Source organism: Klebsiella sp. 141251 (assembly GCF_050600725.1).
Classification (GTDB): Bacteria; Pseudomonadota; Gammaproteobacteria; order Enterobacterales; family Enterobacteriaceae; genus Klebsiella; species Klebsiella aerogenes.
The window spans coordinates 58,543-69,877 of sequence record NZ_JAQIRG010000003.1 but is presented as its reverse complement, the minus strand read 5'-3'; the positions used below and the strand labels follow the sequence as shown (position 1 = coordinate 69,877).

Annotated in this window: 15 protein-coding genes; all 15 read left to right on the top strand. The window is 51.1% G+C overall.

Translation table 11 applies throughout. The features are described from left to right. The first annotated feature begins 78 nt into the window (after positions 1 to 78). The 15 genes from PGR09_RS08010 (at position 79) to PGR09_RS07940 (ending at position 11,335) form a co-directional block, all read left to right on the top strand. The gene (locus PGR09_RS08010; RefSeq protein WP_045419387.1) at positions 79 to 843 is read left to right on the top strand and encodes a DUF6651 domain-containing protein; all 765 of its coding nucleotides are present in this window, start codon (positions 79 to 81) and stop codon (positions 841 to 843) included. A gap of 87 nt (positions 844 to 930) precedes the next feature. Continuing rightward, positions 931 to 2,067 (top strand): P22 phage major capsid protein family protein, encoded by a 1,137-nt coding sequence (locus PGR09_RS08005; RefSeq protein ID WP_045419385.1) that lies wholly within the window; start codon positions 931 to 933, stop codon positions 2,065 to 2,067. Positions 2,068 to 2,106: 39 nt separating this feature from the next. Continuing rightward, positions 2,107 to 2,319, top strand: coding sequence for a hypothetical protein (locus tag PGR09_RS08000; protein WP_205460629.1), 213 nt, complete (start codon positions 2,107 to 2,109; stop codon positions 2,317 to 2,319). Between the two features lie 3 nt (positions 2,320 to 2,322). Continuing rightward, positions 2,323 to 2,733 (top strand): protein singed, encoded by a 411-nt coding sequence (locus tag PGR09_RS07995; RefSeq protein WP_205460628.1) that lies wholly within the window; start codon positions 2,323 to 2,325, stop codon positions 2,731 to 2,733. A gap of 1 nt (position 2,734) precedes the next feature. Then, the gene (locus PGR09_RS07990) at positions 2,735 to 2,968 is read left to right on the top strand and encodes a hypothetical protein (RefSeq protein ID WP_047053445.1); all 234 of its coding nucleotides are present in this window, start codon (positions 2,735 to 2,737) and stop codon (positions 2,966 to 2,968) included. Next, on the top strand, positions 2,955 to 3,338 hold the full coding sequence (locus PGR09_RS07985) for a hypothetical protein (protein WP_045419377.1): 384 nt from the start codon (positions 2,955 to 2,957) through the stop codon (positions 3,336 to 3,338). Before PGR09_RS07990 ends, PGR09_RS07985 begins: the two co-directional genes overlap by 14 nt. A 1-nt stretch (position 3,339) precedes the next feature. Continuing rightward, a complete protein-coding gene (locus PGR09_RS07980) occupies positions 3,340 to 3,891 on the top strand; it encodes a hypothetical protein (protein WP_045419374.1) in 552 nt (183 codons plus the stop codon). Further along, on the top strand, positions 3,888 to 4,280 hold the full coding sequence (locus PGR09_RS07975; protein WP_430916024.1) for a phage tail terminator-like protein: 393 nt from the start codon (positions 3,888 to 3,890) through the stop codon (positions 4,278 to 4,280). Before PGR09_RS07980 ends, PGR09_RS07975 begins: the two co-directional genes overlap by 4 nt. Positions 4,281 to 4,303: 23 nt before the next feature. Beyond that, positions 4,304 to 5,476, top strand: a complete 1,173-nt coding sequence (locus PGR09_RS07970) for a phage tail tube protein (protein ID WP_205460627.1) — start codon at positions 4,304 to 4,306, stop codon at positions 5,474 to 5,476. Positions 5,477 to 5,530: 54 nt separating this feature from the next. Continuing rightward, positions 5,531 to 6,013, top strand: coding sequence for a hypothetical protein (locus tag PGR09_RS07965; protein ID WP_113373694.1), 483 nt, complete (start codon positions 5,531 to 5,533; stop codon positions 6,011 to 6,013). A gap of 167 nt (positions 6,014 to 6,180) precedes the next feature. Then, on the top strand, positions 6,181 to 6,348 hold the full coding sequence (locus tag PGR09_RS07960; RefSeq protein ID WP_074165318.1) for a hypothetical protein: 168 nt from the start codon (positions 6,181 to 6,183) through the stop codon (positions 6,346 to 6,348). Positions 6,349 to 6,414: 66 nt separating this feature from the next. Then, complete coding sequence (locus tag PGR09_RS07955; protein WP_047041417.1) at positions 6,415 to 7,098, top strand: hypothetical protein; 684 nt, start codon at positions 6,415 to 6,417, stop codon at positions 7,096 to 7,098. Between the two features lie 359 nt (positions 7,099 to 7,457). After that, positions 7,458 to 10,391, top strand: a complete 2,934-nt coding sequence (locus tag PGR09_RS07950) for a phage tail tape measure protein (protein WP_224108413.1) — start codon at positions 7,458 to 7,460, stop codon at positions 10,389 to 10,391. Between the two features lies 1 nt (position 10,392). Beyond that, the gene (locus tag PGR09_RS07945) at positions 10,393 to 10,866 is read left to right on the top strand and encodes a hypothetical protein (RefSeq protein WP_224108414.1); all 474 of its coding nucleotides are present in this window, start codon (positions 10,393 to 10,395) and stop codon (positions 10,864 to 10,866) included. Next, positions 10,853 to 11,335: a DUF1833 family protein gene (locus tag PGR09_RS07940; RefSeq protein ID WP_430916023.1), complete on the top strand. Its 483-nt coding sequence runs from the start codon at positions 10,853 to 10,855 to the stop codon at positions 11,333 to 11,335. Before PGR09_RS07945 ends, PGR09_RS07940 begins: the two co-directional genes overlap by 14 nt.

Below are 11,335 nucleotides of genomic sequence, written 5' to 3'. Positions count from 1 at the left end.
CTCCGGGCGGCCTTTTTTATTGCCGTGATCCGGATGGTGAGCGGTGCAACGGTCGGATGACCCCGAAAAGGTAACCACATGAAACTGAAAACAGTCGAAGTTAACGGCAAAAGTTATGCAGAAGTCGATGCGAGCGGTTTACCCGTCTATGTCCACGATGACGGCCAGGAAGTTGGTTTTGATGCTGTGCAGGCCGTTGGGAAAATCTCCTCTCTGAATGGCGAGGCGAAATCTCATCGTGAAGCCAAAGAAGCAGCTGAAGCCAGTCTGGCTAAGTTTGCCAAAATCGGTGATCCGGCGAAAGCACTCGAAGCGCTGGAGATGATGACTAAAATAGACCAGAAAAAACTGATCGACGCGGGTGCCGTTGATCAAGTTAAAGCGGATATCACCAAATCCTTCCAGTCCCAGCTTGATGAAGCTACTCAGCGTGCGACGACCCTTGAAGGCCAGCTTTATAAGGAAATGATCGGCAGCCGGTTCTCTGGCTCGAAATTCATCGCAGATAAAGTGGCAATCCCAGCAGATATGCTTCAGGCGCGTTTCGGTCAGTCCTTCAAAGTCGAGGATGGTAAAGTCGTTGCCTATGACGGTTCAGGCAACAAAATTTATTCACGCTCAAAGCCGGGCGAACTGGCGGCCTTCGATGAGGCGCTGGAATTCCTGGTGGAGCAATACCCTCAGAAAGACCACATTCTGAAGGCCAGCGGCAACCAGGGCGGCGGCTCTCGCCAGTCTCAGCATTCACTCGGGCAGAAAACGATGAAACGCGATGCGTTTACCAGTTTGAGCCCGACAGATCAGCAATCAACTCTCAAAGACGGTATCACCATCGTCGATTAATTCTTTGCCAGCCGCCGGATGGCAGCTGGTGCCGGAGCTGGATAGCTCAACCAACCCTATATTTTAATCTCCAAGGAATCCAAACACATGGCTAATACGCTTACCGGGTTGATCCCGACTATCTTTACGGCTCTGGATACCGTATCCCGCGAACAGGTCGGTTTTATCCCGGCTGTATCGCGCAATGCGAAAGCTGATGCGGCGGCGAAGGATCAGACTGTTACTGCGCCAGTTGCTCCACCGGCAACCACAGTTGATATTACGCCGGGGGCTACTGCACCAAATGATGGCGACCAGACGATCGGTACCGTTGATGTCAAAATCACCAAATCCAAAATGGCCCCGGTCAAATGGAACGGCGAAGAGCAGTTGGCCCTTGGTCCGGCCGGTACTTACAACACCATCCTGGCGGATCAGTTCAAGCAAGCGTTCCGTGCGCTGGCAAATGAGATGGACTCGGATCTCGCGGCTTTGTATTTCGCTTCCTCCCGCGCTGTCGGTACGGCTGGTACTACTCCATTCGGGATTGCTGGCGATCTGTCGGATGCGGCAAATGCGCGCCAGGTATTGTCCGATAACGGCTCCCCGACTACCGATTTGCAGATGGTCCTTGGTTCCTCTGCGATTGCTAACCTCCGTGGTAAACAGTCAGTTCTGTTCAAGGTGAACGAGTCTGGTACCGATGCGCTGCTGCGTGAGGGTATCGTGGGGCGACTGGAAGGATTCAACATCCATGAATCCGCGCATGTTAAGAAACGCGCGGCATCGGCTGCCACTGATTATCTGGTAAATGGTGCAAAATCGGAGGGTGATATCCTGATCGCGATTGATACCGGCACGGGTTCTTTCACGGCAGGTGATATTGTGACGTTTGATGGTGATAGCAACAAATACCTCGTTGCTGCAGCTACTGCTACCACTATTACCCTGGCAGCACCGGGCTTGCGTCAGGCGCTGGCGGATAACTCCGCGATTACTACCGTAGGTGGATATACCGCAAACATGGCATTCGACCGTAACGCGTTCCTGCTGGCTGCGCGTACCCCGGCAATGCCGCAGGGCGGTGATACTGCGGATGACGTCATGAACGTTACTGACCCGGTGTCAGGCATCACTTATCAGGTGGCGCTGTACCGTCAATACCGTCAGGTGCGCTACGAAGTTGGCCTGTCTTGGGGCGTAGCGGCAGTGAAAACTGAGCACTCGGTTCTGCTGTTGGGTTAATTATCGGGGGCTTCGGCCCCTTTTTTTAGTGGAGGGCTTATGGCCGGATTAGCCAAAGAGCAGCGTGCTGAACGTGCTGCAGCAAAACTTGCGACCGTGCAGGTTGACGCCAATACTCCTGCACAGCAGGAACTGCAGCTGGTGGCGATGATTACCGATTTCCCGGCATTCCCCGGCGCTCCTAATACAGCCAACGTTCACCCTGATGAAGTGGAGAACTGGAAGGCGCACGGCTGGAAAGAAATGGAGTGATGCATGATCACTTTCGTCACCGTTGAAAATGTCAATTCGATACTCGGTGCCACCTGGGCGGATGAAAGCAAAAAAGCCAAATCTGTGCTGATGGCTAATACCTGGATGAATGGACTTAACCTGAAAATGCCGTGCGATAAGGCAACTCACGAAACCATCATTCCTGACGATGTAAAACAGGCTGGCGCCTATGCGGCGCTGGCGGCGGCAAATGGCGGGCTGTATCAGCAGAAAACTGACTCGGGGGTATTGCTGAGTAAGGCCGTTGACGCTGACGACGTTTCTGTTTCCAAAACCTTCTCAGAACTTGATACCAACAGCTCTGCATTGCTTGATTCTGACCTGCAGCTGGCTCTGGCCATGCTTAAGCCATACGGTGTTAATCAGTCGCAGGTGCGGCTGGTGAGGGGGTAACATGCAAAATCCGGATGTGCATTATGCCGGTGACGGGTTCGGTCCTCGCGATGTGTTTGTGAATGGAAACCCGATCAGACATGTCGTTTACGCAAACCCGGCAAAGGGCGTTGTTGAGTTTGCTCCGCTCCCGCTGCGGGTTAAGCGCAGCGGCGCAATTTATACCCGAAAACTCCACGGTACGGTGATCGTTAAACCTCAGCAGCGTAGTGGTGGGTGCAATGGGAATTCGTGACGAACTGCAAACCGAAGTCGCTGCGGCATTCGATACCGACCTGAAGGATGCTGTTAAGGATTTCACTGGAACATACACCGTACGAGGTGACTGGGACCCGGTTACGGAAACCGGCACTGAAACGCAGGTGACTTACTCGGGGCGCGGAGTGCTGGCGCGCTATAAACTCCGCCGCATCGATGGTGTTAACATCCTTCATGGTGATGTGAAACTCACAGCCCTCGTTAATGAGGTCACCGACAAGCCAGAGGTTGAGCACATCATCACGGCACCTGACCCGATCACTGGCGTACTCCAGCGCTACGAGGTCATTACCGCTTCTGCAGACTCTGCTGGTGCTGCGTACTCCATTCAACTGCGGAGGGCGTGATATGGCTAAGGGCTGGAACATTGACCCGGCGGCATTCGCCGGGCTGGTGGAGGACGACGTCAGGTTACGGCAAAGAACCATCGCCATTCAGCTGCTGAATGAAATCGTCCAGCGATCGCCTGTAGGTAACCCGGAGTTATGGGCTATCAACGCCACTGCGGTGCAGTACAACAAAGCGGTAGGTGAGTGGAACGAATCTCTTTATGCCGATCCTGCCAACCTGACAAAGACAGGCCGTCTCAGAAAGAAAGCACGTGTTAACGATGGCATGGATATCCGGCGTCCGGCTGAGTATCGCGCAGGAACTTTCCGGGCGTCACACTTTGTCAGTATTGGAGAACCAGATCATTCAATACCATCAGAGCCTGACCCGCGGGGAACGATGACATTCCTCAACGGGAAAAATATCATCAATCAGGCGCCGGCCTACTCGGTGATTTACATTCAGTCAAACCTCCCTTACTCCGTACCGCTGGAGAATGGCCACTCTACGCAAGCGCCGACAGGCGTCTATGCCGTCTCCTTTAATGGTGTGATTCAGGCCTACAAATGACCCTCACAGAAATAAGAAACGTTGTCATCAGACGAATGACGACGCAGACCGCTATTGCCCAGGATGCGATGGACTACCCAAACGGTCCTGTATTCGATCCCAGCGGTCGAAAAATCTGGGCTCGTCTTACTGACATACCCGGGCAAGCAGGTGCTAACGAAATTGGAGCGGGGCCGACTGTCCACCGAACAGGGGTTCTCATCATCCAGCTTTTCGTCCCCGTTGGTTCAGGCACTCTGCAGCTGACTCAGGCCGCCGACAAATTAACGCAGCTCTTCGAGTTTCAGGACGACGGAGCACTGAGTTACTTCGCCGTATCCGCCATCCCGGCAGGTGAAACCGATGGCTGGTCTCAGCTCAATCTTCAAATCCCTTATCGCGCTCTGTAGCGCACAATCAACAGGAGGCTCCTGTGAGTTCAGGCGCAAAAGTAGTAACCGCGTTTATTCGCGAAACCACACCGGGAGAGACACCCTCTGCTGGTGTCTGGAACCTGTTACGCCGTTCGTCGTTCGGGCTGATGCCAACGCAGAACACCAACGATAACGATGAAATCGGCGGTGACCGTATGGCGCAGGGCGTTTCCCGTGGCACGATTGATGTCGGCGGTGATGTCGGCACCAAATTTCGCTGGAATCAGCATGATGATTTTCTGGCGAGCTGTTTCGGAGCGGATTGGCTCGATAATGTGCTGACGATGGGCAACAACCGCATTACTTTTTCAGTTTCTTCATACGCTGATGATGTAGGGATCGCACAGATTGCCCGCGGTTGCCAGGTTGCCACTTTCCAGATTGAAATCCCGAATGATGGCGACATCACTGCGACCATTACCTTCGCCGGGCTTGACTGGGAAACCAAAGCCGACGATACCAGCTATTTCACTAATCCGGTGGATGGTGCAGGCGCGCTGCGCTATTCGTTTAAGGAAGTGACAGGCCTGAGTCTGAACGGGGTGGCGGGTGGTGCCGGCTTCTGTGTGGATACGTTTAATTTCCAGTTTGATAACAATATGCAGACTCAGCGTTGTATCGGTACCGGCTCAGCATTTGCTGGCGCAAACATTCCGACGACCTTTACACCGTCAGGCCAGATCACGCTGTCATGGTCCAAGGCGGCCTGGGAGATTTATAAAAAAACCTTCACCGGCGAAACGGTGCCGTTTACCTTCACGCTGGAGAACGCCGAAGGCGCTTATACCTTCAGTTTCCCTGAAGTGCAGATTTCTGGCGACTGGCCGGACGCCGGGAATACTGACATCGTACAGGTTCAACTCGATATCACGGCCGCCAATACGCCGCCAACCATTACCCGCGCGCCAAAAGTACCGGCGACGGCAATCAGTGTTGCGCCAGCCACTTCAAACGGCGCAGTCGGCTCTACGGTGACATTAACCGCCACGCTTACGCCTGCTGATTCAACAGATATCGTCCAGTGGACGTCATCTGCTCCTGCGATTGCCAGCGTAGTTTCTACCGGGCAAAAAACGGCGAAAGTGACCCGCAATGCTGCCGGGAACGCCACGATCACCGGGAAGGCTCGCACCTTTACGGCAACCTCTGAAATCACTGTCACCGCACCTTAATTTCCCTGACCCGTTCCGCAGAACATCGCGGTTCGGGCTTTTTATGGAGTCTGTATGCTGATTATTTCGTCTCGACTTGATCTGAGTGGCGAGCGTTGGTTTTTCCCTTTTAAAAAGCCTGATGGCCGTAAAAAGAAATTCACACCTGAAGAAGAAGCACTGTTTAAACTCCGCCTGCTGGTGGCCAGCAGCGAGAATCCACAATACCGCTCACGCAATGCGCTGGTGCGGCGCCATATCGACAAAATGGACGCGAGCTATCAGGTCGGTACCGACGCGTTCGATCTCGCCAGCGTGGGTGAAATTGACTCAATTGATGATCTGCTCATCGATAACTGCGCGCGCTTTCTTTTGAAAGACTGGGAGGGAGTAGGTGAGCTGGTGGATGGTATTGAGACGGCGGTTGCGTATACGCCTGAACTTGGCGTCGCGTTACTGAAGCAGAATCCCTCGTTGTATTGGCTGATTCTGGCAGAGGCTGCGAACATAGCTCAGGGTAAGGAGCAGCAGACTCAGGAAACCGTAAAAAAGCCCTAGAGGCGCAGGCGTGGCTAAAGGAGTTCGGGGGCGAAAGGGGAGATAAGGCTAAATGGCGCCGGGAGCAACTGAACCTTCCGCCGATTCCTGAGCCAGAAATTGATGCAGTAACAGGGGAGATCCTCAATGCCTATGCCATGATATCGCGCAGCAGGAAATATGCTGGCATGGCCGGAGTACCGCTCCCATTATCCCTGAATGATATTGAGCTATATCTGGCATCGCGCACCATCCTGATTGACCGCACCGAGTTTGACGCCGCTATCCTGGCGCTCGACGATGCGTGGCGTGACGAGTGGGCAGCGGAGCAGAAAAGACAGGCAAAAGTGAAGTAGTCATATCATTGTCTGTCAGTATTCATGTGTTAGGATGTTTCCGATTGCAATCAAAGGAAACATGGCATGAGAAAGATACTGGCAGTAGCATTGGGGGCAGTGATTTTAACAGGATGCACAACGCCGGCGCGTAATTATGTGCCTCAAACAAGGCAAATTAGTATCCCGCCGCTTAATACTATAACAACGACCTATGTCGGTGAGGACATGGTTAGACAGGGAATTGACGCAAGCATTGATGCAATTCATTTCAATCAAGCTGTGGTTATCGGTTCAATCGGTGTCTATACGATCCCGGCAGGGGATTACGTTAAGATTGGAGAGGATTCAAAATCAGAATTTTTCTCCAATGTAGAAAGAACTTCAGGTGCAGTAGTTCCCAACCGTTTCATGGTTAACGATCCAACGCAAAGCATACAACTCATGAAGAACGGCGAAATTTGTATTGTTACGATCTATGGTGGAACTAAGTGTGATACAGGCAAGCCATTTACGAAAGTAAAATTCCAGACCGAGCAACAATCCTCTTTCCAGCAAACCCTAATCTACAATGGAAAGGTAGGTAACAAAATTAATATTGGCTATAGAGAGTTCCAAGGGGGCATGGCTCGAGCCGCCTTCTCTAATGAGGTCGAGTACGATCTTTCTGAGTCCAAAACGATACGTTATAAAGGAGCTGTGCTGGATATTATGGAAGCAAATAATCAGTCAATTACCTTTAAGCTCACGAGAAACTTTAATACAAATTAGTAACTCTGAATCATGATTTGGGCTTTTTTCTATGGGGTAGGGGCGTGAATAAGGTTTTTCTGGTTGTGCTTGGAATTTTGACATTGCTTGGATGCGGTAATTCGCCTGAAGCTAAAGAAAAAACGAGCAAAAGGGATGGGATTGACTACTGATGCTCAACTTACAAGGAAAAATCAAACGCCGATGATGAATAATGCTTCATAGGTAGAGCTTGTGTAAAAATGGAAGGTGATTTTAGAGCTAAATATGGAGTTAACCCATAAGAATAAAGCCCGCCATCCGGCGGGTTTCTGCTTTCTGGAACCAACAAAACCAAACCTCGCTCCCGCGGGGTTTTTTTATTGCCCGGAGTAAGGTAAATGACTGAACAAACATCTCGCCTGGCCATTATCATTGATAGCTCCGGGGCAGAAAAACAAGCTGATAATCTCGCAACTGCACTGGTAAAAATGACTCAGGCCGGAGACCGTGCTACTTCGAGCGCTGGCAAGGTTACTAAAGCTACGGATGAAGAAAAGCTGGCTCTTTCTGAACTTCTCGATCGTATTGACCCGGTGAATGCAGCTCTGAATAAGTTGGACAAACAACAACAGGATTTGGCGAAATTCAAATCCAAAGGGATGGTAGATACAGATACATTTGAACTTTATTCAAAGCGAATCGAAGAGACTCGTAACAAATTAACCGGCTTTCGTGACGACTTGAGAAAAACCGGGCAGTCCGCCGCCCAGACAGCTTTTGCAATGCGCATGATCCCCGCTCAGATGACGGATATCGTAGTCGGACTTTCTACAGGCCAATCCCCTTTTATGGTGCTTATGCAGCAGGGTGGGCAGTTAAAAGATATGTTTGGCGGTATTGGGCCAGCTATTAAGGGAGTTGGTACCTATGTTATGGGGTTGGTTAACCCTTTTACGATTACTGCCGCAGCTGTTGGTGTTCTTGGTCTTGCTTACTATAAAGGCGCTCAAGAGCAGGACGAGTTTTATAAATCCCTCGTATTAACTGGTAATCAGGTAGGGAAAACATCCGGACAACTTGCTGATATGGCTGCTCGCGCAGGAGCTGTTGCTGATTCAACTACCGGGAAAGCCGCTTCAACGCTAAATCAGTTAGTTGCATCGGGAAAAGTCGCTGGCGATTCACTGGAGCGTGTCACTACTGCAGTCATTAAAATCAGTGATGCGACAGGAATAGCCACTGAAAAGCTTGTGAGTGACTTCAACGATATTGCATCTAATCCGGTTACGGCCATTACTAAGCTAAACGACCAATACCATTTTTTAACTCTGGCAACCTACAATCAGATTAAGGCCTTGCAGGATGAAGGGAATCAGCAAGAGGCGGCACGCGTAGCGACTGATGCGTACGCCAATACCATGCAGCAGCGTGCGAATGAAATACATCAGAATCTAGGCCTTCTTGAAAGCGCATGGGACTCGTTGGGGAAAACAGCCAAAGGTGCATGGGATGCGATGCTCAACATTGGGCGCGTGCAGACCTTACAAGACAAGCTAAGTACCTTAAATGAAAACATTGCCGAGGCCCAGAAAGGTCAGGCGGAAGGCGGGTTTTGGAACGGGTTAAATGCTCGGTTTAGTAACCTTCCGGAGATGCTCAAACAACGGGATTCTATTCAGTCGCAAATTACAGCGGAAGATACGCTAAATGACATTTTGTCAGATCATGACAAAGCAGAACAAAAGCGCATTAAAACACAGCAGGAAGCGGATCGAGTTAATCTGCAATACTTGAGCAATGCTGATAAGCGTAACAAAGCTATTAAGCTGCAGAGTGAGTTCTTGAAGGCTGGAGCTATAACTGCAGACCAGTACGCTAAAAATGTGTCTCGTATTAACGAGATGTACAAAGATGCAAAAGCACCAAAGATCCCGAAAACACCTCAAGGTAAGGCCTACACTGAGGATGCCGCGACCCGACTTCTTGACCAGATACACCAACAGACTGCCGCCATGCAGTCCCAACTGGATGCCAGCGATAAGCTAAGTAGCGCAACCCAGGCGCGGGTTAAGTTCGAACAGCAGATCGCTGACCTTAAGTCTAAAACACAGCTAACCGCCGACCAGAAGTCGATTCTTTCCCGTTCTGACGAAATATTGCAGGCTTATAAGCAGCAGGAGGCTTTGCAGAGTTCAGTTAAGACACTGGATGACTACAGGGAAATGCAGGAGCAAATTGCACCAAAGGAATTGCGCCAAAATGAAACGCTGCAAAAACGTCTAGAAATTCTTCAAAAGATGGTTGAGCTGAAGAAACTGACGCCGGAGGCTGCAGGGAAGCAGGCGAGCGACCTGATTGGTAAATCAGTGCTGCCTGATTCCGTTATATCAGGCGTGAACAAGGCCGGTGGTACGCTGACGTCTGGAGCAACCAATAGCGACCTGTCAGGGCAGGGATTGAACATGATAGGGCTGCAAATCGATCCGCAGCTTGAGATTATCGAAAAGCTGAAACAAGCCCAGATTGATTATGCTACCTGGCTGAACCAACAACAGCAGGCGATCACACAAAATACTTTACTGAATGAGCAGCAGAAGCAGCAGCAACTGCTGGCACTCCAGCAGCAAGGACAACAGAACCAACTGGCACTAAGCACCGCAGTTAATGCCGCACAGATGCAATCAGCGCAAAACTCTTTCTCTGGTATCACCGATGCAATGGGGACCATGTTTGGTGAGCAATCCGTGATGTATAAAGCGGCATTTGTTACGCAGAAAGCTTTTGCACTTGCTCAGGCAGCTGTTCAATTGCCAATGGCAATGGCCCAGGCGCTTTCAAGCCAGCCATTTCCATACAACTTAGCAGCGATGGCTACTGTTGCAGGCCTCATGGCTACCATAACGTCCAGCATCTCCAGTGCTGCACTAACAGGCATGGCTCACAATGGCATTGATTCTGTTCCGTCCACGGGGACATGGTTGCTGGAAAAAGGAGAACGGGTCATGACAGCAGATACATCGGCAAGGCTGGACTCAACACTTGAGAACCTGCGTAAAAATGGACTGGACGCCACCCTCAGTAAGCCTGGGTTTGGGACTGGCGTTCAGAACGTTAGCAGCGACAACAGCCGGCGAACCACTGTTCATGCGCCGATTACCCAAGAGTTTAACCTGCAAGGGGTCACGCCTGAGCAACTTAATTCTACGCTCATCCAGAATAACAGACAGCTTTCCAGGCAGTTGAAAGGGGAGCTTACGAAGGAGGTCATGATGCCGCAGGGCGATTTTGGCCGCGCTTTAAAAAGTCGCTACGTGAGGGGGTATAAGGAATAACATGGCAGATATCCTCTACCCACACGACTATCTCCCAATGCCACTGCAGGAAGGCTATGGGTTCCAGCCAGTCAGTCCTTTGAAACGAACTCAACTCACTACTGGCCGCGCGCGACAACGCAGGGCGTATACCTCGACTCCTACGGAAGCGACTGTATCCTGGTTTATGGAGAGTGATGTTCAGGGGCTCACGTTTGAATCGTGGTACCGCGATGCACTCTCTGATGGTGTAGCCTGGTTCATGATGAAGTTGCAAACCCCCGCAGGCATAAAATTCTACAAATGTCGTTTTACGGATATCTATCAGGGGCCAGTGCTGGTGGCTCCTATCTACTGGCGGTATTCGGCGACGCTGGAGTTATGGGAACGTCCACTATTGCCTCCGCCATGGGGCAACTACCCCGAGTGGATTGCAGGTAGTTCACTGCTTGATATCGCATTAAACAGGGAGTGGCCAAAGCATGACGGTGCTTAACCGGCTTTATGCCAGTAGCGGATCGGAGGTCATTATTGAAACGCTACAAATCAATATCGGTTCGACGGTGCATTATTTCTGCAAGGGCTACGACGATATTACAGCTACGACCGAAAATGGCGCTGTTATAACCTTTTCAGCCGCAGCTATCGATATCGCCATCCCGGCCAGAAACAGTGACGGTACACAGGATTTGCAGTTCGCTATCAGCAACATAAAGGGGGAGGCGAGTACGGCGATTCGCGATGCCCTGGCAGCGAGACAAGATGGCTCTATGACCTACAGGCAATATGTCTCAACAGATTTGAATGCCCCGGCTTCTGTGCCGTATGCGCTCGCTATCAAGTCGGGCTCATGGACGGCGCTGCAGGCACAAATTACCGCTGGCTATATGAACGTTCTCGATACGGCCTGGCCACGCTATCGCTACACACTTAATGATTTTCCTGCTCTTCGCTACATGAATTGA

Excerpts from the sequence above, each read along its gene's own strand:
- PGR09_RS08010 (WP_045419387.1), top strand. The coding sequence starts at position 79 with ATGAAACTGAAAACAGTCGAAGTTAACGGCAAAAGTTATGCAGAAGTC.
- PGR09_RS08005 (WP_045419385.1), top strand. The coding sequence starts at position 931 with ATGGCTAATACGCTTACCGGGTTGATCCCGACTATCTTTACGGCTCTG.
- PGR09_RS08000 (WP_205460629.1), top strand. The coding sequence starts at position 2,107 with ATGGCCGGATTAGCCAAAGAGCAGCGTGCTGAACGTGCTGCAGCAAAA.
- PGR09_RS07995 (WP_205460628.1), top strand. The coding sequence starts at position 2,323 with ATGATCACTTTCGTCACCGTTGAAAATGTCAATTCGATACTCGGTGCC.
- PGR09_RS07990 (WP_047053445.1), top strand. The coding sequence starts at position 2,735 with ATGCAAAATCCGGATGTGCATTATGCCGGTGACGGGTTCGGTCCTCGC.
- PGR09_RS07985 (WP_045419377.1), top strand. The coding sequence starts at position 2,955 with ATGGGAATTCGTGACGAACTGCAAACCGAAGTCGCTGCGGCATTCGAT.
- PGR09_RS07980 (WP_045419374.1), top strand. The coding sequence starts at position 3,340 with ATGGCTAAGGGCTGGAACATTGACCCGGCGGCATTCGCCGGGCTGGTG.
- PGR09_RS07975 (WP_430916024.1), top strand. The coding sequence starts at position 3,888 with ATGACCCTCACAGAAATAAGAAACGTTGTCATCAGACGAATGACGACG.
- PGR09_RS07965 (WP_113373694.1), top strand. The coding sequence starts at position 5,531 with ATGCTGATTATTTCGTCTCGACTTGATCTGAGTGGCGAGCGTTGGTTT.
- PGR09_RS07960 (WP_074165318.1), top strand. The coding sequence starts at position 6,181 with ATGGCCGGAGTACCGCTCCCATTATCCCTGAATGATATTGAGCTATAT.
- PGR09_RS07955 (WP_047041417.1), top strand. The coding sequence starts at position 6,415 with ATGAGAAAGATACTGGCAGTAGCATTGGGGGCAGTGATTTTAACAGGA.
- PGR09_RS07950 (WP_224108413.1), top strand. The coding sequence starts at position 7,458 with ATGACTGAACAAACATCTCGCCTGGCCATTATCATTGATAGCTCCGGG.
- PGR09_RS07945 (WP_224108414.1), top strand. The coding sequence starts at position 10,393 with ATGGCAGATATCCTCTACCCACACGACTATCTCCCAATGCCACTGCAG.
- PGR09_RS07940 (WP_430916023.1), top strand. The coding sequence starts at position 10,853 with ATGACGGTGCTTAACCGGCTTTATGCCAGTAGCGGATCGGAGGTCATT.